Raw genomic sequence first — 22,585 nt, 5'->3', positions numbered from 1 at the left:
TATTTTTTTTTTTGAAAAAAAAGACTATTTAATAAAATAAATTAAAAGAATTGTTTAAATGTAAAAAAAAAATCCATTAATATGGTAGAATGTAAAGTATCGTGGCTTATTCTGTATTATATAGGTAGAGAATAAGTACTCAATCAAATAAGAAGAGGGATTAACTATTATGAAAAAAGTAATTACGTATGGCACATTTGATTTGTTACATAAGGGTCATGTGAACATTTTAAAACGTGCGAGAGAGCTGGGAGACCATTTGACTGTTGTCGTGTCTTCTGACGAATTTAACGCGTTAAAGGGCAAGAAAGCGTACACGTCTTATGAAGATCGTAAGTATATCTTAGAGGCCATCAAGTATGTAGATGTAGTCTTACCGGAATTTACTTGGGAACAAAAAGTAGACGATGTTAAAGATAACGACATCGATGTCTTTGTTATGGGGGACGACTGGGAAGGGAAATTTGATTTCCTTAAAGAACACTGTGAGGTTGTATACTTACCGAGAACAGAAGGAGTCTCAACGACGAAGATAAAAGAAGATTTAAAGGATCAGTTGTTAAAAAAACAATAGATTAGTAATAAAGTGATCCTTGGAGGAGACGTAGAATGGAAACATTTCTTATTACAGGTGGAGCGGGGTTTATTGGCTCTAATTTGGTAAACTATTTGTTAAGTGAAAATAAAGTTGTGGTTGTTGATGACCTTTCGATGGGCAAACAAGAAAATTTGAATTCTTCAGCAAACTTAACGTTTATAAAAGGTGATGTAACGGACAGGAAATTGATGAAGGAGATAATTACTACTAATGAGTTTGATTATATTTTTCACTTAGCAGCTATAGCGAGTGTGGCAGATTCTGTTGAGCGACCAATAGAAACGCATCAAGTTAATTTTGATAGTGTTTTAATTCTGCTTGAATTAGTAAGAGAACATCAAAAGAAATTAAAAAGGCTTGTTTTTTCATCATCCGCAGCAGTATACGGTGATGAACCGACTTTACCTAAAACAGAAGAGTCAATTATTAGACCATTAACACCTTATGCGATTGATAAATTCGCTGCAGAGCGTTTTGTTTTAACATATAGTAAACTTTATAATGTTCCAACTAGTGCAGTAAGGTTTTTCAATGTGTTTGGTCCTAATCAAAATCCTAAATCCCCCTATTCAGGTGTTATTTCTATATTGGTGGATCAGTTCAAAAGACAACTCAAAGATGAAGAAACACTTTTTAGTGTGTACGGGGATGGCAAACAATCAAGAGATTTTATTTATGTAGATGATGTGGTTCAAGCGTTATTGTTAGTTTCTAAAAGTATGATATCGGTAGGAGAGGTTTATAATGTCGGTACAGGAACTGAAACTGATTTAAATGACCTCATTATGATGATCTCAGAAATTCTAGAAATAGAGTTGCCAGTGAGTTATGAAAAAGCAAGGGTAGGCGATATTCCTAAATCACTAGCTGATATTACAAAGCTTAAGTCGATAGATTTTAATTCTAATTATAGTGTAAAAGATGGTTTAGAAGACTATTTAAAAAATATATAAAAAAAGTGTTTATAATATGGAGGTTCCAATGGAAGAGACGTTTAGTTTAGAAGAAATTTTTAGTTTAATTAAAAAGAAAATGGCATTAATTTTATCAATGATGTTAGTAGGGATTGGTCTAGCGTCATTAATAACTTTTTTCATAATAACTCCCAAATATAGTTCGTCAGCACAGTTGTTAGCTAAAATGGCTCAGAGTGAAAATAATAGTGTGAATGTAAATGATGTTAATGCTAATCTAATGTTAATTAATACCTATAAAGATGTTATTAAATCAAATGTTGTGATTGATGAGTCTTATGAAAAGTTAGTGAAAGAACTAGATTTTAAAGGCGATGAATCAGAATTAAGAGACATGATAACAGTCGAACAATCTCAAAATTCTCAAATGTTTACTGTAAAGGCTACATCTAAAAATCCAGATGAAGCTCAAGCTATAGCGAATAGTATTTCTAAAGTGTTCCAAAAGAAAGCAAAAGATTTAATTGATGTAGATAAAGTATCAATTATTGCGGAAGCTCCTTTAAACGAAAAACCTGTGTCACCCAACAATAAATTAAATATCCTAATTGGTTCAATTTTGGGATTATTTGTCGGGTTTGTGATAGCGTTACTTAGTCAGTTAATGGATAAAACAATCAAAGAAGATAAATTCATTACGGATCAACTAGGTTTCAGAATTTTAGGGACAGTACCTGAAATGACAGCAAAAGAGTTGAGTGCTAAGGCAGATATGACAGTGACAGAAAATTCAAATGATTTAACAACACGTTCACGTAGGAAAGGGTAGAAAAAAATGGCTAAAAAACCTAAATTAAGTAATGTAACAAAGGCAGTGAGTTTAATATCATTAGCAGATAAAAGTTCACCAGTATCAGAACAGTACCGTACAATTAGAACCAACATTCAATTTGCAATGGTAGATAATGATTTGAAATCATTTGTCGTGACCTCATCGGGACCAGGTGAAGGAAAATCAACTACTTCAGCTAACTTAGCTGTTGTATTTGCAAACTCGGGGTTAAAAACACTAATCGTAGATGCTGATTTAAGAAAGCCAACAGTAGCAAAAACATTTAGCTTGAAAAATACTATTGGATTCAGTAATTTATTAAGTGATAGAAGTTTGAGTGTAACTGAAGTGACTCAATCTTCAGGAGTTCCTGGCTTATCAGTCTTAACAAGTGGTCCTAAACCACCAAACCCATCAGAATTATTGGGGTCAAGACGTATGGAAGAGTTAATAAAAGAGATGGAAGAAGAGTTTGATTTGGTTATTTTCGATATGCCACCTGTAGTTGCGGTAACCGATGCCCAAATTATGTCATCTAAAGTGGATGGTACAATCTTGGTTGTTAGAGAGCAAATTTCAAATAAATCTGCTTTATTAAAAGCTAAGAACTTATTAGAAATGGTTAATGCAAATGTTTTAGGCGTAGTATATAACGGGTCGACACGTACGAAAGACCAAGGTTATTACTATTACGGCGCGTAGTTTATCAGATAAGGAGTAGTGCTATGATTGATTTACATTGTCATATATTACCAGGTATTGATGATGGAGCACAAACGTTAGAGGATTCCTTAGCGATGGCAGAAGTTGCCGTTGCTAATGGAATTACTCATATTTTGTGTACACCTCATCATAATAATGGACGTTTTGAAAATCCTAAATATGAAGTAATGGAACATGTCTCAAGATTACAAGAAGAATTAGATAAACGTGACATTCCTCTGACGCTATTTGAAGGTCAAGAAGTTCGTCTGACTGGAGAAACTATCCCAGATTTATTAAATGATAAATTATTGACGGTTGATAGTGAGGATAGATACTTGCTAATCGAGTTTCCAAGTAGTGATGTGCCGTCTTTTTCAGAACAAGTTGTTTTTGAATTGGTAAGTAAGGGGATTACGCCAATTATTGTTCACCCAGAGCGCAATGCTGTTTTTTTAGAAGATCCTAATTTGTTAATCCCGTTTTTAGAGATGGGTTGTTTAGCTCAGTTAACAGCGCCTAGTTATATAGGCGTCTTTGGTAAGAAAATCCAAAAAATGGCTAAGCTGATGATTAAGCATAATATGGTACATATGATTGCGACAGATGCTCATAATGTAAATAAGCGAACATTTTGTTTGAAAGAGGCTTACAAACGATTGGGGAAAGAGTTTGGCAAAGGAAAAGTTCAATCCTTTCAACAAGTAGCACGTGATTTAATCAATGGGGAGCAAGTCGAAGTGGAGCAATATAGTGAAGTGGAACAGAAGAGAGGTTTATTTTCTTAATTCCACGCTAAATATTGAAAGAAGGTTGTTTTTGTTGAGTAGAAAAGTCAAAGTTTTTACACTAGTTACTATTGATTCGCTATTAATTACGATAGCGAATTTTTTCGCATATCTATATATGGGTCCATTTGTAAGGATAACACAAGAAATGATGGTTAATGCATTAATTCTTCAATTGATTTTGTATCTAATTTTTGGTTTTTTCTTTAAAGTCTTTGTAAGGATTAATCGATATACAAATTTAAAAGAAATGATTGCTATTTTTTCGACAATTATTTTATCGTATCTAATAGAAAGTATTTACTTTTTTATGAACCATGATAGATATAGCCAACGTTATATTTTATTAACTTCATTAATAGCATTACTGTTAATTATTATCAGCAGAATAGCATGGCGCTTAATTGTTGAATATGATGTTAAACGACGAAACGTCGATCCTAAATCGCACCGTATAATTCTTGTTGGAGCCGGAGCAGGGGCTTCGATGTTATTGAATACTTTAAAAAACTCTACAAAAGCACAAGGTGAGATTGTGGGTGTTGTAGACGATGATCGTAACAAACAAGGAACAGTATTTTGTGGTCAAAAAGTATTAGGGACAATTGAAGACTTACCACATCTGATTGAAGAAAAACAGGCTGATATGATTACAGTAGCCATTCCATCTTTACCTGCTAAACAATATGAGGAAATTTTAGATTTAGTAAAAGATAAGAAGGTGAAAATAAATACAGTTCCTTCTTTAGAGGAAATTGTTCATGGTGACGTCAGTGTAAGTAAGTTAAGAGAAGTAGATGTGGTTGATTTACTAGGAAGAGAAGAAGTCCAATTAGATATGGATACTTTAGCAGCTCAATTGACAAATGAAGTTATTTTAGTGACAGGAGCGGGGGGGTCTATTGGCTCTGAAATATGTCGTCAATTAATGCGTTTTACCCCTAAAAAATTATTACTCGTAGGTCATGGTGAAAATTCGATTTATTTAATTGAAAAAGAGTTAAGAAATAAGTTTAGTAATAAAAATACTGAGATTCTTCCAATCATTGCAGACGTACAAGATAGAAAGAGAATGTTTGAATTAATGGAAAAATACCATCCAGCTATTGTTTATCATGCAGCGGCACATAAACATGTACCTATGATGGAGTATAATCCAACAGAAGCAATCAAGAATAATATATATGGCACAAAGAATATTGCAGAAGCAGCTAAAGCTGCGGATGTTAAATCATTCGTAATGGTATCAACTGATAAAGCAAATAATCCACCAAATGTCATGGGAGCTACAAAACGTGTAGCAGAAATGATTGTTACTGGTTTAAACGAAGAAGGAAAAACAAAATTTTCGGCGACGCGTTTTGGTAATGTTTTAGGCAGTCGTGGGAGTGTTGTGCCGTTATTTAAAGAACAAATTGCTGCAGGTGGTCCTGTAACGGTTACAGATATGCGTATGACTCGTTACTTTATGACAATACCAGAAGCCAGTCGTTTAGTTATTCAGTCTGGAGTATTGGCAAAAGGCGGCGAAGTATTTATCCTAGACATGGGCGAACCTGTTAAGATTAGTGATCTAGCTAAGAAAATTATTAAATTAAGTGGTTTTTCTGAGGATGAGATCCCTGTTGTTGAAACAGGGATTAGACCGGGCGAAAAATTATATGAAGAATTATTAGTAGATAAAGAAAAATCACCAGAACAAATTTATGATAAAATATTTGTTGGTAATGTTTCAGCATATCCGTTAAATGAAGTGATGAGTTTTGTAGAAAACTTGTCTAAAGATGAAGAGGAACTTGCTAAACAAATTGTGGCTTACGCCAATCAATCAAGTAAAGAATAGAGGAGTTTTCAAATGAACAATATACCATTCTCACCACCAGATATAACAGAAGAAGAGATAGCAGAAGTTGTTGATACACTTAAGAGTGGTTGGATAACAACAGGACCTAAAACTAAACTCTTTGAAAATAAAATTGCAGAATTTTGCGGAACAAATAAAGCAGTAGCTTTAAACTCAGCTACTGCATGTATGGAGATGACATTAAGAGTTTTGGGAGTAGGACCAGGTGATGAAGTAATCACATCTGCATATACTTATACTGCTTCAGCAAGTGTTATTAATCATGTTGGTGCAAAAATAGTTATGGTTGACTCAGGGAAAGATTCATTTGAGATTGATTATAATGCAATTTCAGATGCGATTACTGAAAAAACTAAAGTAATCATTCCAGTTGATATAGCAGGTGTTATGTGTGATTATGATAAACTACATGAGATAGTTGAAAGTAAAAAACACCTATTTAATCCAACTAATATACTACAAGAGAAAATTAATCGAGTAACAATAATGGCTGATGGAGCACATTCTTTTGGTGCGGAACAAAAAGGTGTTAAAAGTGGAGCCAGAGCCGATTTCACAGCGTTTTCTTTTCATGCGGTGAAAAATTTAACTACAGGTGAAGGTGGAGCAGTTACTTGGAAAGATATTCCAGGGATAAGTAACGAAGATATTTATAAAGAATATATGTTACTTACTCTACACGGACAATCTAAAGATGCACTTGAAAAAACTAAGCTAGGATCATGGGAATATGATATATTGGCACCAAATTTCAAATGTAACATGACAGATATTATGGCTTCAATTGGCTTAATTCAGCTTAATAGATATGATGAGTTGCTGAAAAGAAGAGAAGAAATTATTAAAAAATATAATGATGGTTTTGAGAATAGTAAAGTGTCGCCTTTAAAACATTACACTCATGAAAATAAATCAAGTGGACATTTATATTTAACTAGAATTAAAGACATATCAGAGGAAACTAGAAATACATTAATTATGAAATTAGCTGAAAAAGGGATCTCGAGTAATGTACATTACAAACCCTTACCTATGTTAACTGCATATAAGAATTTGGGATTTGATATCGAAGACTTTCCTAATGCATTTAATCAGTATAAAAATGAAATCACCTTACCTTTACATACATTATTAACAAATTCAGAAGTAGAATACGTAATTGATGAGTTCAAAAAAATAGTTTAATACAAGGAGAAGTTAAATATGACTGCAAAAAAAAGTATACTAATATTAGGCGTAGCATCAGTACAAAGAGACGCCTTAGTTGAACTAAAAAAAATGGGTTACGAAACACATGCATGCGCAATGGCACCAGATGGACCAGGTGTAGAAGTCGCAGATTATTTTGTAGAAATTAACATTCTTCATAGACAAGAAATTATTGAGTATATAAAAAAACATAATATTGACATTGTTTATTCAGTTGGTTCAGATATGGCTATGCCAATTGCATGTTCAATTAGTGAAGAATTAAATATGCCACATTTTGTTTCAGAGAAGACAGCAAGAATATGTAATAATAAAGATTTAATGCGTCAAACACTAGGAACGGGATTTGAAGGAAATTTAAATTTCCAAATAATCGAGAATAGTGATGAAAAATTAGAATTAGATTTTCCTTTTATCATGAAACCAACAGACTCACAAGGTCAAAGAGGTGTTCTTTTAATTCATTCAGAAGAAGAATTTCTAAAAAATTATGAAGATGTTAAATCGTATTCTAGATCAGGATTGGTTATTTTAGAGCAATATATTACCGGACCAGAATTATCAGTTAATGGCTATATCGTAGACGGAAAGATTAAATTTTTAGAAGAGTCAGATAGAGAAACGTGGCCAGATTATACTGGATTAATCCATAGACACGTCATTCCATCGAAAGAGCTGCCTAGTTCACAAAGAGAAAAATTACACGAAATAATCGAAAAAACATGTAATAAATTAGAGATACTTAATGGTCCATTTTACGTTCAAATGAAATTAGAAGGTACGATGCCTTACATTATTGAAATTACACCAAGATTAGATGGTTGTCATATGTGGAATTTGTTAAATAATTATTGTGAAACAAACTTATTGACTACTACATTTAATCATTTATTAGAAAATAATACGGAATCTTTGTCTAGTTATAGTCCTAAAGATGAAACCTATTATTTAGAGTTTATTTGTCAGGTACCAAAGACGAAAGCAGATTATTCTAATTTTAAAACAGAATTAAAAGACAGTTTAGATTCCTTTTTATATTATGAACAGGATCAAATAATTAGACCTGTAAATGGAAAATTTGATAAAATTGGATATTTTATTAATAAGAAGTAAGGGGAAAAATATGAAAGTTGCAATAACGGGAGGAACAGGTTTTTTAGGTAAATATGTTTCTGAACTATTAGAAGAAAACAATGTTAAAGTAGTAAAATTTTCTCGTAAAGAAAGTAATGATGCTATCCAGACAGATTATTCGTACAAAGACTTGATAGAAAAGCTTAAAGGAATAGATGCAGTTGTTCATCTGGCTGCTAAAAGAGGTAGCCAAGGACTGATATCCGAATTTCACGATAATGAAATTATGACACAAAATCTATATGAAGCGTGTCATGAATTAAAAATTAAGAATATAATTTTTGCCTCAACTATTTCAGTCTATTCAGATGATAGAAGAGTACCTTGGGATGAAACTGAAGTTCCTTCACCAGAGTTGATGTATGGAGTGAGCAAGTTAACTTGTGAACAGATTGGGAATATTTATAACAATAAATTTGGAATGAATATAAAAAATTACAGATTAGCTCATATTTTTGGGTTTAACGAGAAAAATAATTATATGATTAATAAATTTATAAGACAAGGTTATTTAGGGAAAAATATTATATTAAATAGTCAAAGTTATGCTAAACGTGAATTTTTATATGCAAGAGATGCTGCAGAAGCAATATACTTAGGTATTCAAGCTGAAAATTTAAAAGGTACTTTTAATATAGGTAGTGAGGAAGCATTGACAAATTATGAAGTAGCTAAAACTATCAATAAAGTGTTTTCACCTAGTAAAAAATTAGTAACAGTTATTGACAATTCACCTGAAAATATTCATGGTTCACTTATGAAATCAAGTAGGTCTAGAGAATTATTAGGAAATTATTCCAACCATACATTTGAAGAAGCATTAATTGAAATAAGTTCGTTGATGGAGGATTTAGAAAATGTACCAGAATTATATTAAAAGGTTTCTAGATATTATAATTTCTTTAATAGCATTACCATTTGTTTTAATAACATTGATCCCTGTTGCTATTTGTATCTATATAGAGGATAGAGGACCGATTTTTTATAATGCACCACGTCTAGGTAAGGGTATGAAAGAATTTAAAATGTTTAAGTATCGTACGATGAAGGTAAACGCTCCAGATATAAGAAATGAAGACGGGACAACCTTTAACTCGGAAAGTGATATTAGAGTAACAAAAGTAGGTAGTTTTTTAAGAAAAACAAGTATAGACGAACTACCACAATTTTTTAATGTGTTAGTTGGAAACATGAGTTTAATTGGTCCAAGACCGAGCCCATTAGGCTCTAAAGATATGTATCCAAAGGAATTTTTTAAAAAATATGAAGTAAAACCTGGTGTAACAGGATTGAATCAAGCTACATTAAGAAATAGTGCTACAATGGAGCAGCGAATAAAAAATGATGGTTATTATAGTGATAATATTTCGTTTAAATTAGATTGTACTATATTGATTAAAACATTTAGTAGTGTAATTTTAAGAAAAAATATAAATAATCACTGATATTTTTTATTTAAGGAGATGATGTAATGAAAACATTGGTGTTATTAACGAATTATTTTCCTTATTATAAAGGGGAAGAATATTTAGAAACTGAGATAAAGTATTTATCCAAAGAGTTTAAAAAAATAGTTCTTATTCCTACAATGATTAGTTCTGAAATGAAATTGACAAGAGAAGTACCAGCAAATGTTCAGGTGGTAGTTCCTGAAGTTAATTTATCAAGTTTAAATAAAGTAATGTTTAGTTTAAAATACTTTATTCCAATAATTTCAGACACAGAAAAAAGACAAAATATAAGTAATGATTCTGAAGGTAAATTAAAAAATAAATTGTTTTCGTATTATTTTGAAGCAAGAGCAATATATACTTTAAAAAAAGTGTTAGAAAAGTTAAAAGAAAAAAATGTTGAAATTTCAGGAGATGTTGTTATTTATAGTTATTGGCTATTTATAACAGCTAATTTAGCAATAAAATTTAAAGAATATTTACAACAAAAATATTCTTCAATAAATGTTTTGAAAGTAATATCACGAGCACATGGCTATGACATTAATGAACATGCAAATAGTTTGAATTATTTACCATGTAGAAGGTATTTTATCAGTCATTTGGATAATATATATCCGGTTTCTGATTGTGGGACACAATTTTTGAAAGATAAATATTCAAAAAATAATAATTCTATTCAGACCAAATACCTAGGAATAACTCCTCAAAAAGGATTTATAAGGTATCAGACCAATGAATTTCATATTGTTACATGCTCTGCTATAAGAAAATTAAAGAGACTAGATATTCTAATAGATGCCTTGAAAATAGTTTCGGAAACTTATTGTATAAGATGGACTCATTTAGGAAATGGTATTGATGAGAATGAGATTAAAGACTATGCTTCAAAACAATTGAAAAGTGAAATTTATCATTTCCAGGGATATGTGAAGAATAAAGAAATCATACCTTGGTATATCGAAAATAATGTAACAATTTTGGTAAATACTTCTGAATCTGAAGGTTTACCAGTATCAATTATTGAGGCAATGTCTATAGGCATACCTGTTATTGCAACAAATGTTGGTGGCACAAAAGAAATAGTAAATAGTGAAAATGGGTATTTATTAAGCAAGGATGTCACGCCAAAACAATTAGCAGAAAAATTAATCGAGTTTATTAAACTAGATAATAATTCTTATGAAAATATGAGTAATAATGCATATATGACATGGAAAACAAAATTTAATTCTGAGAATGTGTATAAAGAATTTATAGAGACTTGCTTGAATGTTAGTGAGGTAGATTAATGAAAAGTAAATTGAATTATATATTAATGTTTTTGGCTATCTTTATTTTTTTGATTGGTATTTTTATTGAAAATATTACTACAATTTTAATTGGTGTATTGATATTATGGTTATCAAATATTGTATATTCATTTTTTGATATCAAAAATAGAATAGTTTTTCTTATGTTCAATGCTACTTTTTTTATTTTTTTACTAGGTAGGATAACAGTAACTGGAATTTTTAAATATAAAGAAGGATATACTGGAATATTAGGAACAGCGTTTAATGACTATGAAGTTATTTATACAATGCTATTAGTTTTATTTCTATCTTTATTATTCTTGTATATTGGTAATCATTTTTTTGAAATGATTAAAAATAATAGAAAAAAAACAGTTGTTAATTTGTGCCAAAATGAGGAGCAGTACCGCAGTACTTTAAGAGGTTGGTCAAAGTTTATATTTCTAACATCTATATTATTAAAATATATTTATATAGTTGAAATGATAAACGTTTCGACTACACAGGGCTATTATGAAACTTTTGCCGTATTTAAATCATCCTTACCCTCAATAATTGTCATTTATTCTAATTTCTTCGAAATAGCATTTTTTGCTTTACTAGCAACTTTACCTTCAAAAAAAGAATCAATACCATTTATCGGTTTATATCTTTTAGAAGGAATTTTAATGCTTCTTTCAGGAAGAAGATCAGAGATCATGTTGAATTTATTAATTGTATTTATCTACATTATATTTAGACACAGTTTAAATAGTAATGAGAAGTGGTTAAAGAAAAAATATATAGTCTATGTAGCCGCTATGGTACCAATAATGTTGATTTTGTTAACATCAGTAGAAGTAATTCGAGGGAATAAAATAGATACCAATACGAGTCTATTAGAAAAAATCCAAGAATTCTTTTATTCTCAAGGAATAAGTGTAAATTTAATTGGTTATTCAAAAGTGTTTAAGCATTCAATTTTACAAAATAATAATTATACATTCGGACCAGTTATTGAGTTCTATTTGACTAAGATTAGCAGAGAATATACATTTTTTGGGCAAACAGTTGATAGAGCTGTTAACGGTCATTTGTTTTCACATACAATTTCATATCTAATTATGCCAGATTTATATTTAAGAGGTGTGGGGTATGGAAGTAGTTTCGTAGCTGAAATGTATTCAGATTTCTCGTATGTAGGTGTTATTGTAGGTAGTTTTGTATATGGCTTGTTATTGAATATTATTAATAGACTTTATTATTATAAAAATGTATTATTTGTTACTTTAGCTTTTATGATTACTCGTGAATTATTATTTACGCCACGAGCAACTACTTTGTATTTTTTAGTGAATGTCTTTAGCCCAACTAAAATACTAGGTGGGGGGGTAGTCTTTTTTGGAGCGTACATACTATTTAAGTCACTCAAAAGTAAATAGCTCAAAAAAAGTATGTTTATGAATAAAAAAAGTATATTAAAAAATTTTTCATATACATTTATTGCTAATATGGTTTCGTTATTAGTCTCTCTATTATTAATAATTTTTGTACCAAAATTTATTGGTGTTAAAGAATATGGTTATTGGCAGCTTTATGTATTTTATACAACTTATGTATCATATATGTCGTTTGGTATTTCTGATGGTTTTTATCTAAGACATGGAGGACGAGAATATGATGAGTTAGATAAAGAAAGCTTGTCTTTTCAATACTGGTTCATGGTTATATATAATGTAATATTAGATATTGCTTTTGTTTTAACTTATATGACATTGTTTACAGATGCAAATAAGCTATATATAATTATTTCAGTATGTGTAGTTGGAGTTATGGTAGTTCCAAAATCATTGATTGCTTATTCTCTGCAAGGGAGTAATAGAATTAAAGAATTTGCTATAATGTTGATTATTGAAAAAATGTTGTATTTTATTTTAGTTGTATTACTTTTAGTATCAGGTAAGGTAGATTTTCAATATTATATAATTGCAGATATAATAGGTAAATTAGTTTCAGTTATTTATGGTATTTTCAAAACTTCAGATTTTGTATTTTATAAATTTAAAATGTCTAGAAAAAATTGGTTTGAACTAGTTTCTAATTTTAAAGTCGGGATATTAATGTTAATTTCTAATTTATCAAGCCTACTAATAGTAGGTATAGTTAGAATGTTTATTGAAAAAAAATGGGGAATTGAAGAATTTGGAAAGGTATCTCTAACGTTAAGTATTACTAATATGATGATGGTATTTGTGAGTGCAATTTCAGTAGTTCTATTTCCAATTCTTCGGAAATTAAATGTTGATCAAATAAAAAAAATATATGCTGTATTGAGAGATATTATTACCATACCACTATTGGGTGCTATGCTATTTTATTTCCCATTTAAATCAGTTTTAGTAGCGTATTTACCTGCATATAAAGTAAGTGTAGAGTACATGGCATTAATATTACCTATAATCGTTTTTGAAAGTAAATCAATGATGTTGATTGTGACTTATTTAAAAACATTACGTGAAGAAAAAGCGTTATTGGTAATTAATGTATTTATGGCTATCTTAAGTTTAGTTTCTACTATAACGTTAACTAACTATTTTCATAGCATAGAACTTATGATAGTTCTTATTACAGTTCTACTTATGATAAGGTGTTTATTGTTGGAAGTTTATCTTTCTAAGGTAATATCTTGTTCGATAGTATATAATAATTTTCTGATTTTATTGGTATCAATTATTTTTATTTATTCATCATATTTTATTAAAGGTTATAAAGGTTTTTTTATCTTCCTAATAACATATTCAATTTATTTAGTAATTAATCGTAAGAACATAAATAGTGCTTGGAAATTTATAAAACATAAATAATTATTAAGTATCTATTATAATTATAACTATTTATTGTTTTAAAAATTATTTAATGCCAAAATAGAAACAGTTGATTTGCTTTCAAGCATCACTAAAAAAAATTTAAAGGTGTTGACTAATATGTTGAAGAAATTACTCAAAGTGTTATTAAGTATTATCCTTATCCTTATGTTAGGTATTGTAGGATATAGTGCGAAAGTTTATTTCGATGTAAAAAATACAGCTAAAGATATGCATGAAACAATTGATAGACCTAAGTCAGAAAAAAGAGAAAAAGCCGTTAATATTGATGGTGGAGAGCCATTCTCAGTATTATTATTAGGTCTTGATACAGGCGATTTAGGGCGTGATGAACAAGGGCGTTCTGATTCTATGATGATTGCGACAGTGAGTCCTAAAACGAATAAAACAACGATTACAAGCTTGCCACGTGATACACGTGCGGAAATCGTAGGACACGGTACAACAGATAAAATTAACCACGCGTATGCGTTTGGTGGTGTTCCAATGTCAATGGATACAGTAGAAAATTTATTAGATATTCCAGTTGACCACTATGTGTCAATCAACATGAAAGGTCTAAAAGAGTTAGTAGATGCTGTTGGTGGGATTGATGTAAATAACACATTAGACTTTAGCCAAGATGGGACACATTTCCCAGTAGGTAACGTACACTTGACTGGTGAAACAGCCTTATCATTTTCTCGTATGCGTTACGAAGATCCAAATGGTGATTATGGTCGTCAAGGACGTCAACGTCAAATCATCGAAGGTGTTATTAAAAAAGCTCTAAGTATTAAATCAGTAACGAACTACAAAAACATTTTAGATGCTTTAGCAGATAACATGAAAACAGATTTAAATTGGGATGACATGATGGATATCCAATCTAAATATAGATCTGCGTTCGGTGTAATTGAAGAAGGTAATCTTCAAGGTGATGGACAAATGATTGATGGGGTATCTTATCAAATCGTTTCTGACGGAGAATTAGACCGTGTCCAAACAATGTTAAAAGAACAATTAGCTGAATAATCTATCTCACAAAAAGCTGGCGGATTCGTCAGCTTTTTTCTGTTATTTTATAACCAAAAGCCCCTACCTTAATAACACAAGGTTGGGGCTTTTAGTCTCTATAAAATTCATCATCAAGGAAAATTTTCCTTGACTATTCGTATCTTCTCGTCATACAATGACGTCAGATAAGGATAAATTAAATAAATCGGCACTCTACAGATTGGCGGGAACCTTTCCGTAGAGTCTTGAACAGATAATCAAAACACAAAAAATCTGACCAAGTTGCCATAGTTAATGCTATCATTAATCAGTATTTTTGTAAACGTTTCAAAATAAAGGGAAACCTTATTTGACGTTACTTTTATTGAGTTTAAGATAAGTTTATTAAGCTATGTCAGAGGGGTTGGACAATCGTCCAATCCCTCTTTTTGTTTGATCTAGACAAACAAGTAAGTCGGAATTTATCTTTGTTGTATTAAGAATGTTGATAGAGTCGCTATTCACCTGTCCGTTTCTTTGTTTACATAAAGGAGTGTGTCTAATGAAAAAAGAATATGTCGTCGTAACAATGGGAGATCCTGCTGGTGTGGGTCCTGAGATAGTGGTCAAATCTTTAACAAAAAAAAGTATAAATGATGTAGCCAATATAGTAGTAGTTGGGAACAAAGGGAGCATCGCAAGAGCATGTGATTTATTAGCTTTACCTGTAGAAATCAACTGTATCGAGCATCCTTCAGAAGGAAACTATTACGAAGGGATTATCAATTTAATTAATATCGATAATCTATCACAAGAAGTATTTGAATACGGAAAAGTCTCTGCTGAGTGTGGTCAAGCGGCCTATGATTACATCAAAAAAGCCAATGACCTATGTGTTTCTGGTGAGGCAGCAGCTATGGCAACAACAACGATTAATAAAGAGTCGTTACAAGCAGCTGGGATTAAAACACTAGGGCATACTGATATTCTATCTGAGCTAACAGGAGTTAATGACCCGCTAACAATGTTCCAAGTTCATGGGTTAAGAACGTTCTTTTATTCGAAACATGTCTCACTTAGACAAGCTTGCGATATGATTAATAAAGAAGGGCTAAAAGAGTTTACACATTTGATGATTGAAGCCTTAGAAAAAATGGGAGTGGAAAATCCTAAAATTGCAGTCGCTGGACTTAACCCACATAGTGGCGAGCATGGACTATTTGGTGATGAAGAAGTTAATCATATCATTCCAGCAGTAGAAGAATTACAAGCCGAAGGGGTTAATGTTATTGGCCCAATTGGAGCAGATTCTGTTTTCTATCAAGCATTAAGAGGGAAGTATGACGGTGTTTTATCGTTGTATCATGACCAAGGTCATATTGCGACAAAGACAGTTGACCCTGATTTAACGATTTCTTTCACACATAACTTACCTTATCTGAGAACATCAGTTGACCACGGTACTGCTTTTGACATTGCAGGAAAAGGAATTGCGAGAGAAACAAGTTTGGACGAGGCCATTCGTTTAGCTGCTCAGTATGCCTCAAGTTTTAGAGCTCATGCTTTAAGTCAACTAAAGATAAGTGAGGGCTAAATAATGAGAACTGTGATTGTAGCGGATGATATAACGGGTGCAAATGTATCCAATTCATTACTAGCCAAAGCAGGATTCAAGGTGGGAACCCTTGAAATAACGTCTTCACTAGAAGAGTATAAAGACTATGATGCTCTTGCCATTTCAACAGCAAGTCGCTCGGTGTCTGCTAAAGAAGCTTACGCTAGTGTCCTTAAAGTAATGGGAAATCTTATTAAAAATAAAGTATCACTTGATTTTTACAGTAAAAGAATTGACTCTACACTACGTGGAAATTTGGGAGCTGAAATTGATGCTATGTTAGAGATGCTCCCTCGTGAAACATTGGCAATAGTTGTCCCTGCTTTTCCGACGTCTAAGAAAATTGTGATTGGTGATTATTTGTTAGTTGACGATATTCCTTTAGAACAAACAGATGTCAAAAATGACCCGACAACTCCAGTTTTAAGTTCACGAGTGACTGAGTTAATAGCAAAACAATCAAAACATCCCATCGTGCATTTATCGCTAGATACAGTTTTAAAGGGAAAGGATGCCATTATAACAAGATTGACAGAAATTAAACAACAACCGGCTGGTATTGTGGTATGTGACAGTTGCACAGCAACTGATTTAGAAAGTTTAAGTGACGCTTTAATTGAGATGAAACAAGCTTTTTTAGCAGTAGATCCTGGTCCTTTTACTCAGTCATTAGTTAGTACTTTTGATAAAAAAAGTAAGAAAGCGGGAGTAAAAGATAACATCTTAATGCTTATGGGGAGTGCTAGCCCTATAGCGATAGAGCAACTGAATCATTTAAAGGAAAATCTAAATCCTTATATTATTAGGGTAGATGTTAAAAAAATATGTCAGTTTTCGAATCGATTAGAAGAGATGGAAAGGGTTGTAAAAGAAGCTGTTTTACATAATGCTGATTCTCGAATTTTAGTAATAAGTACTATGGTTACGTTAGAAGATAAAAAATCATTAGAAGAGCTTGCTGTTAGTTTGAATCAAACGAAAGAGCAAGTATCTAGTGCAATTAGTTCAGGTTTAGCTGAAATTGGAAAGTTTTTAGTTGAATCTAAAAAGGTAGATTTTTCAGCTTATTACACTTCAGGTGGCGATGTTACACAATCTTTTTTAGAGGCACTATCAGCAAATGGAATTCAGATTAAAGCTGAAATTAGCCCACTCTCTGTATATGGAAAAATGAAGGGTGGACCATTGGCAGGTAAAGCTTTGATAACAAAAGGTGGATTAGTTGGGGACAAAACAACGATAACGGAATGCATTAATTACGCCTTAGAACGTTTAGCGAAAGAAGGTGTGCGCTAATGAGTCATACAACTCAGGTATTAGTTGCGTTAGGGATTTCATTAGTCGTTCTTATATTTTTATTGATTAAGACTCGGTTAAACCCCTTTTTAGCTTTATTAATCGGTGCGGTTTTAACTGGTGTTTTAGGCGGTATGAATCCAGTTGATGTAGCTGAAGCAGTTAAGACTGGCTTTGGTAATACTATGGCAAGTCTAGGAATTCTAATTGGCTTTGGTGTTATGATTGGTAAAATTTTAGAAGTATCAGGAGCTGCAAAATCGATGGGAAATAGCTTTCTTAAACTAATGGGAGAGGGTCGCGAAGTTATTGCATTGGTCATCACTGGATTTTTAACCTCTTTAGCTATTTTTTGTATTCCAGCTTTTTTGATTTTATTTCCATTAGCCAAGGATATTTCTAGGCGAACAGGAATCAGTATTAACACATTAGGCATTGCTTTAGCGGGCGGGTGTTTATGGAGTCATGAATTAGTACCACCAGCAACTGGTCCGATAGGTGGTGCAGGAATATTTAATGCTGATATCGCACAAACTATGATGTGGGGATTTGTCTTTGGTTTACCGATGGTCATAGGCGTTGTGATTTACTCTAAATGGATTGGTAAAAAATATTATCGATATGTCGGTCAAGATGGTGTGTCATTTGAAACGGATAAAAGTAAAGTTGTGAGACGAAAATTAGATGAAGAAGAAATAGAAGAAGGTCCAGCAGCTATTTTTGCGATTATTCCTATTATTGTTCCAGTCTTGCTAATTTTAATTAATGCTATTTTAGGAACACTTCATTATAAAGGGAGTTTAAGTCCTGTTATCGGTTTCTTTGGTTCACCTATTATTGCTTTAGGAATAGGTTTACTTTTAGCTGTATATCTATTAAATCGGCACGTTGCTAAGAAAGAAGCAATAGGTATTATGGATGATGGGATTGCCAGTGGGTCTAAAATTTTGATGCTGATTGGTACAGGTGGTGCTTTAGGGAATGTCGTTAACCAAAGTGGTGTAGGTGAAGTGATTGCCAATGCAGTAGCACGTACAAGTTTACCTGCTATCATGATTCCTTTTATTATTGCAACATTAATAAGAGCAATTCAAGGTTCGGGAACGGTTGCTATCTTAACGACTGCTTCTATTACAGCGCCTATAATGCAGACATTAGGTGTTGATCCTGTACAAGCCAATATGGCAGCTTGTATTGGTGCTATGTTCTTCTCATACTTTAATGATGGTTACTTCTGGACAATTACTGAGTCGATTGGTGCTACACAAACAAAAGAGCAGATAATGTCTTGGTCTGTACCGACAACGATTTGTTGGGCAATTGGGGGAATAGAACTTTTATTAGTAGGGATGATTTTCTAATATAATAAAAAGACAACCTAATCAAAATATGATTAGGTTGTCTTTTTTGGAGAATTCTGTGACTTGGCCTTTCTGGAGAGGAAAGCCAAGTCGTACTACAAATAGAGTTGAGATAATAAATGTAGTACTAATGACCAATAAATTGTTGATGTTTTTCAAACCAGTCTATAGAGTTGTGACAGCGTAAGAAACAACTCTATGAAGGTAATGCTATCACTCTGTATTGTGGAAGTAAATAGGCTAAGTCGTGGAGAATTTAAATCCAAAAAGTTATTTGGCAGAAAATTTTAAAAATAAAAAAATTCGGTAAGTCAGTATCAATTTTGAGTTGCTATAATAATTAACCTAGAATCCTTTTATAGTGCTTATTTGCCAGGTAAGAGGTATAGACTTATCATCAAAAATGACAAAATTAGTAAATAGTATTATGAACTAAATCAATACAAAAATAAGTATGTTTTACACGTCATATATGGTAGTGGGCATTGACTGTTCGTGTTTTTAAGGCATACAATGGCATCAAATGGAAAGGCTTTCATATTTTCTGTTTGATTGTGTCTCTTATAATCACGTGTCCTATTGCTTAGGTTTAAAATAGGAGGAATTGTATGAAAAAATATTATTTTTTAGCTGCTGTATGTGCCACGACATTATTAGCCGTCGCTCCGATGACGAGTCATGCCAGTGAAGATGTGAGTCCGTCATCTGAGTTGCCACTTAATCCTGAGATAAGCAGTCAACCGAGCGTCACTTTAAATGATGTAGAAACGGATACCCAAACAACACAACCAACACCATCATCAGAGTTGCCAATCGATCCCGAAGTAGTCGGACAAATGGAAGATGAGCTTAATAATGCTTTAAATGATGTCCAAAATGGTGTTCAACCGGATATAATTGCTGAAAAAGAAGATGAACTTAACAATGCCCTTAATGATGTTGAAAATGGCATCCAACCAGAACTTACTGTGCCAACGCCTAAGCCTTCTACTGATTTGCCTATTACACCTGAATTCGTTGATGAACTTGAACATGCAGTGAACAATAAATTAAATGAAATGGAACAAGATGGTGGTATTCAACCTCATCTAAATATCATTGGTGAACCTGCAACTCCTGAATTACCAAGTGTACCAAATGTTGCCGATCCAATGCCAATGCCACTAGAACCTGAAACAAATATGCCGATGTTGCCATCAGTACCAGGTCAACCACTTGTTGAGTTAGAGGACGCTAATTCTCTTACGGATCAATTAGCTTTAGGTGACAGTCAAACAAACACGCCATTTGTTAATTTGGCTGCAAGCTTAAAAAACAATGATCTTAAAACTGAAAAGGCTCTAGATGAAACAGCTAAGGGAGAAAAAACATTCCCTCAGACTGGTGAACGTAGTAGCCGTTCGCTTGTAGCGACTGGGATTGTAACAGTATTTGCCGCTCTTGGTACTATCATTTTAAAAAAATTTAGATAAGTTAAAAGACAAGAAGTCCCATCTTCTTGTCTTTTTTTATCGTACAATTTAAATTGGTCTATACTTATATGAGGTTTTTTATAAGCATTATTCCGTTATGAATACTTGTTTTATGTTATTATGATGGAGTGAGGTTTGTTTAAAACAAAAAATTGGTATAGGTTGGTGAGAACGTGGAAGATGTTAAGTTTTTATCCTTATTAGCGAAAGAATTTCCAAACAAACAAAGTGTGGTAACAGAGATCATTAATTTGAAAGCGATTTTATCATTACCGAAAGGAACAGAGCATTTTGTTAGTGACTTGCACGGTGAGTATGATGCCTTTCAACATGTGTTACGAAATGGTTCAGGTAAAATTAAAAATAAGATTAGTGAAGTCTTAGGGGAAGAGTTGACTGCAGAGGAACAGCGGACTTTAGCGAGTTTGATTTATTATCCTAAGGAAAAGTTAGCTCTAAAAAAAGCGGAGTGGCAAACGGATGAAGAAGCAAAAACGTGGTATGCCTCTAATTTAAAAGCGTTAGTAATGTTGTGTCAGGATATCTCATCTAAGTACAGTCGTTCGAAAGTCCGCAAGGCTATCCCGAAAGAGTTTAGTTATATTATCGAGGAGTTATTGTTTACACCTAGTAAGCACAAAACGCAGTCGGGCTATTATCAAAGTATCATTAAAAATGTCATTGAGTTAGAGATGGCGGATGCGTTTATTAGAGAGTTGTGTTTCTTGATTCAGCATTTGACTGTTGACCATCTACACGTGGTAGGAGATATTTATGATAGAGGACCCTATCCAGATAAGATTATCAATCATCTTCAAAAGCAAAGTTCGGTTGACGTCCAGTGGGGTAACCATGATATCTTGTGGATGGGAGCAGCTTGGGGATCAGCAGTCTGTATTGCCAATGTGATTCGGATTGCCTCTCGTTATAATAATCTTGAAGTGCTTGAAGAAGGATATGGGATCTCTCTTCGTAATATGGTTAACTTTGCGGAGAAGACCTATCATAGTGCCAACCAGCAATTCTTGCCACGGTTAACCAAAGAAGATCAGGATGTATCTGTGTATGAGAAAGAACAGATGGGGAAAATCCAACAAGCGATTGCGATCATCCAGTTTAAATTAGAAGGAGAGATTATCAAACGTCGTCCTGAGTTTGAGATGGAAAATCGTCTAGTATTAGAGAAGATTAACTACGATGACTTGACGATAGAGTTGGAAGGGCAACGCTATTTCTTAGATCAAGCAAGTTTTCCAACGATTGACCCTGATGAGCCGTATAAGCTAACTGATGAAGAGCAGGAGTTAGTTGACGCTCTAGTGAGGGTATTTACTGGTAGTGAGAAATTACAGGCTCATATCGACTATCTGATGCAGGTGGGGAGTATGTCTTTAGTCTATAATGGCAACTTGCTGTATCACGGGTGTGTGCCAATGACTGAAGATGGCGAGTTTCAATCCTTTGAGATTGATGGGCAAGCCTATTCTGGGAAAGGGTTATTTGACCGCTTTGAAAAAGTTTTGCGTCAAGCTCATACAGATAAGGAAGTGCCGTCACGTTATCTTGATTATGTTTGGTATTTATGGACAGGCAAGTACTCACCTTTATTTGGTAAGACGAAGATGACAACCTTTGAACGTTACTATATCTTGGAAAAAGAAACCCATGAAGAGTATAAAAATAGTTATTACCGTTTGCGTGAGACGGAAGAAGGGTGTCATGCGATTCTCAAAGAGTTTGGCTTAGAACCTGGTCACTCACATATAATCAATGGTCATACACCCGTCAAAGAAAAGAAAGGCGAAAATCCGATTAAAGGAAACAGTGCCATGATTGTCATAGACGGCGGCTATTCTAAACCGTATCAATCGGCTACAGGGATTGCAGGGTATACCTTGATTTATAATTCATACGGGATGGAGTTAGCGGTTCACGAACCGTTCTGCGGGGCGGAGTTGAGTGTGAAAAGTGAACGAGATTTAGTGTCGACTAGACGTTTAGTTTTTAAAGAAGACAAACGTCAATATGTGGCGGAGACAGATATTGGTCGCGCTCTTCAAAAGCAAATTGATGATTTAGTATTATTAAAGACTTACTATGAAACCAAACAATTAATTGAGCGCTATTAAATAAAAGAGATGTGGCAAAGTCAGATTAGTTAATCTAACTTTGCCACATCTTTTTGCAAAAAATACGTTTAAGTCTTGCAATAGGA

The 22,585-nt window shown here is 32.8% G+C and carries 19 protein-coding genes; all 19 read left to right on the top strand.

Annotated elements, in window-relative coordinates; translation table 11 throughout:
- Positions 1-169: 169 nt before the first annotated feature.
- The 19 genes from tagD to CBF31_RS05905 all read left to right on the top strand — a co-directional run bounded on the left by tagD (position 170) and on the right by CBF31_RS05905 (position 22,499).
- Positions 170-574 (top strand): glycerol-3-phosphate cytidylyltransferase, encoded by a 405-nt coding sequence (tagD, locus tag CBF31_RS05995; protein ID WP_126831482.1) that lies wholly within the window; start codon positions 170-172, stop codon positions 572-574.
- Positions 575-609: 35 nt separating this feature from the next.
- Positions 610-1,551: an NAD-dependent epimerase/dehydratase family protein gene (locus CBF31_RS05990; RefSeq protein ID WP_126831481.1), complete on the top strand. Its 942-nt coding sequence runs from the start codon at positions 610-612 to the stop codon at positions 1,549-1,551.
- A gap of 28 nt (positions 1,552-1,579) precedes the next feature.
- The gene (locus tag CBF31_RS05985) at positions 1,580-2,341 is read left to right on the top strand and encodes a YveK family protein (RefSeq protein WP_126831480.1); all 762 of its coding nucleotides are present in this window, start codon (positions 1,580-1,582) and stop codon (positions 2,339-2,341) included.
- Positions 2,342-2,347: 6 nt separating this feature from the next.
- Positions 2,348-3,046 carry a CpsD/CapB family tyrosine-protein kinase gene (locus CBF31_RS05980; protein ID WP_126831479.1) on the top strand — a complete coding sequence of 233 codons (699 nt, stop codon included), beginning with the start codon at positions 2,348-2,350 and terminating at the stop codon, positions 3,044-3,046.
- Between the two features lie 23 nt (positions 3,047-3,069).
- Positions 3,070-3,834 (top strand): tyrosine-protein phosphatase, encoded by a 765-nt coding sequence (locus CBF31_RS05975; RefSeq protein WP_126831478.1) that lies wholly within the window; start codon positions 3,070-3,072, stop codon positions 3,832-3,834.
- A gap of 25 nt (positions 3,835-3,859) precedes the next feature.
- Complete coding sequence (locus tag CBF31_RS05970) at positions 3,860-5,677, top strand: polysaccharide biosynthesis protein (RefSeq protein ID WP_126831920.1); 1,818 nt, start codon at positions 3,860-3,862, stop codon at positions 5,675-5,677.
- A gap of 12 nt (positions 5,678-5,689) precedes the next feature.
- A complete protein-coding gene (locus CBF31_RS05965) occupies positions 5,690-6,883 on the top strand; it encodes a DegT/DnrJ/EryC1/StrS family aminotransferase (protein WP_126831477.1) in 1,194 nt (397 codons plus the stop codon).
- A 93-nt stretch (positions 6,884-6,976) separates the two neighbouring features.
- Positions 6,977-8,020: an ATP-grasp domain-containing protein gene (locus tag CBF31_RS05960; protein WP_211330822.1), complete on the top strand. Its 1,044-nt coding sequence runs from the start codon at positions 6,977-6,979 to the stop codon at positions 8,018-8,020.
- 10 nt (positions 8,021-8,030) lie between these two features.
- Entirely contained in the window at positions 8,031-8,918 is an 888-nt protein-coding gene (locus tag CBF31_RS05955; protein WP_126831475.1) for an NAD-dependent epimerase/dehydratase family protein, read from the top strand.
- A complete protein-coding gene (locus CBF31_RS05950; RefSeq protein WP_126831474.1) occupies positions 8,899-9,486 on the top strand; it encodes a sugar transferase in 588 nt (195 codons plus the stop codon). Before CBF31_RS05955 ends, CBF31_RS05950 begins: the two co-directional genes overlap by 20 nt.
- Positions 9,487-9,512: 26 nt before the next feature.
- Positions 9,513-10,784: a glycosyltransferase gene (locus tag CBF31_RS05945; protein WP_126831473.1), complete on the top strand. Its 1,272-nt coding sequence runs from the start codon at positions 9,513-9,515 to the stop codon at positions 10,782-10,784.
- Complete coding sequence (locus CBF31_RS05940; RefSeq protein WP_126831472.1) at positions 10,784-12,208, top strand: O-antigen polysaccharide polymerase Wzy family protein; 1,425 nt, start codon at positions 10,784-10,786, stop codon at positions 12,206-12,208. The genes CBF31_RS05945 and CBF31_RS05940 overlap by 1 nt, the downstream gene beginning before the upstream one ends.
- 18 nt (positions 12,209-12,226) lie before the next feature.
- Positions 12,227-13,630, top strand: a complete 1,404-nt coding sequence (locus CBF31_RS05935) for an MATE family efflux transporter (RefSeq protein WP_126831471.1) — start codon at positions 12,227-12,229, stop codon at positions 13,628-13,630.
- A 120-nt stretch (positions 13,631-13,750) separates the two neighbouring features.
- On the top strand, positions 13,751-14,665 hold the full coding sequence (locus tag CBF31_RS05930; RefSeq protein ID WP_126831470.1) for an LCP family glycopolymer transferase: 915 nt from the start codon (positions 13,751-13,753) through the stop codon (positions 14,663-14,665).
- 523 nt (positions 14,666-15,188) lie between these two features.
- A complete protein-coding gene (gene pdxA / locus CBF31_RS05925) occupies positions 15,189-16,220 on the top strand; it encodes a 4-hydroxythreonine-4-phosphate dehydrogenase PdxA (RefSeq protein ID WP_126831469.1) in 1,032 nt (343 codons plus the stop codon).
- Positions 16,221-16,223: 3 nt separating this feature from the next.
- Positions 16,224-17,537, top strand: coding sequence for a four-carbon acid sugar kinase family protein (locus CBF31_RS05920; RefSeq protein ID WP_126831468.1), 1,314 nt, complete (start codon positions 16,224-16,226; stop codon positions 17,535-17,537).
- Positions 17,537-18,898: a GntP family permease gene (locus CBF31_RS05915; protein ID WP_126831467.1), complete on the top strand. Its 1,362-nt coding sequence runs from the start codon at positions 17,537-17,539 to the stop codon at positions 18,896-18,898. Before CBF31_RS05920 ends, CBF31_RS05915 begins: the two co-directional genes overlap by 1 nt.
- A 608-nt stretch (positions 18,899-19,506) precedes the next feature.
- Complete coding sequence (locus CBF31_RS05910) at positions 19,507-20,370, top strand: LPXTG cell wall anchor domain-containing protein (protein WP_126831466.1); 864 nt, start codon at positions 19,507-19,509, stop codon at positions 20,368-20,370.
- A 173-nt stretch (positions 20,371-20,543) separates the two neighbouring features.
- Positions 20,544-22,499 carry a fructose-1,6-bisphosphatase gene (locus CBF31_RS05905; RefSeq protein ID WP_126831465.1) on the top strand — a complete coding sequence of 652 codons (1,956 nt, stop codon included), beginning with the start codon at positions 20,544-20,546 and terminating at the stop codon, positions 22,497-22,499.
- Positions 22,500-22,585: the final 86 nt, after the last annotated feature.

The organism is Vagococcus fessus, from assembly GCF_003987565.1.
In the GTDB taxonomy this organism is placed as follows: domain Bacteria; phylum Bacillota; class Bacilli; order Lactobacillales; family Vagococcaceae; genus Vagococcus_D; species Vagococcus_D fessus.
This window is presented reverse-complemented; position numbering and strand designations above follow the sequence as displayed.

Coding starts and splice junctions, on each gene's coding strand:
- tagD (WP_126831482.1), top strand. CDS start 170: ATGAAAAAAGTAATTACGTATGGCACATTTGATTTGTTACATAAGGGT.
- CBF31_RS05990 (WP_126831481.1), top strand. CDS start 610: ATGGAAACATTTCTTATTACAGGTGGAGCGGGGTTTATTGGCTCTAAT.
- CBF31_RS05985 (WP_126831480.1), top strand. CDS start 1,580: ATGGAAGAGACGTTTAGTTTAGAAGAAATTTTTAGTTTAATTAAAAAG.
- CBF31_RS05980 (WP_126831479.1), top strand. CDS start 2,348: ATGGCTAAAAAACCTAAATTAAGTAATGTAACAAAGGCAGTGAGTTTA.
- CBF31_RS05975 (WP_126831478.1), top strand. CDS start 3,070: ATGATTGATTTACATTGTCATATATTACCAGGTATTGATGATGGAGCA.
- CBF31_RS05965 (WP_126831477.1), top strand. CDS start 5,690: ATGAACAATATACCATTCTCACCACCAGATATAACAGAAGAAGAGATA.
- CBF31_RS05960 (WP_211330822.1), top strand. CDS start 6,977: ATGGGTTACGAAACACATGCATGCGCAATGGCACCAGATGGACCAGGT.
- CBF31_RS05955 (WP_126831475.1), top strand. CDS start 8,031: ATGAAAGTTGCAATAACGGGAGGAACAGGTTTTTTAGGTAAATATGTT.
- CBF31_RS05950 (WP_126831474.1), top strand. CDS start 8,899: ATGTACCAGAATTATATTAAAAGGTTTCTAGATATTATAATTTCTTTA.
- CBF31_RS05945 (WP_126831473.1), top strand. CDS start 9,513: ATGAAAACATTGGTGTTATTAACGAATTATTTTCCTTATTATAAAGGG.
- CBF31_RS05940 (WP_126831472.1), top strand. CDS start 10,784: ATGAAAAGTAAATTGAATTATATATTAATGTTTTTGGCTATCTTTATT.
- CBF31_RS05935 (WP_126831471.1), top strand. CDS start 12,227: ATGAATAAAAAAAGTATATTAAAAAATTTTTCATATACATTTATTGCT.
- CBF31_RS05930 (WP_126831470.1), top strand. CDS start 13,751: ATGTTGAAGAAATTACTCAAAGTGTTATTAAGTATTATCCTTATCCTT.
- pdxA (WP_126831469.1), top strand. CDS start 15,189: ATGAAAAAAGAATATGTCGTCGTAACAATGGGAGATCCTGCTGGTGTG.
- CBF31_RS05920 (WP_126831468.1), top strand. CDS start 16,224: ATGAGAACTGTGATTGTAGCGGATGATATAACGGGTGCAAATGTATCC.
- CBF31_RS05915 (WP_126831467.1), top strand. CDS start 17,537: ATGAGTCATACAACTCAGGTATTAGTTGCGTTAGGGATTTCATTAGTC.
- CBF31_RS05910 (WP_126831466.1), top strand. CDS start 19,507: ATGAAAAAATATTATTTTTTAGCTGCTGTATGTGCCACGACATTATTA.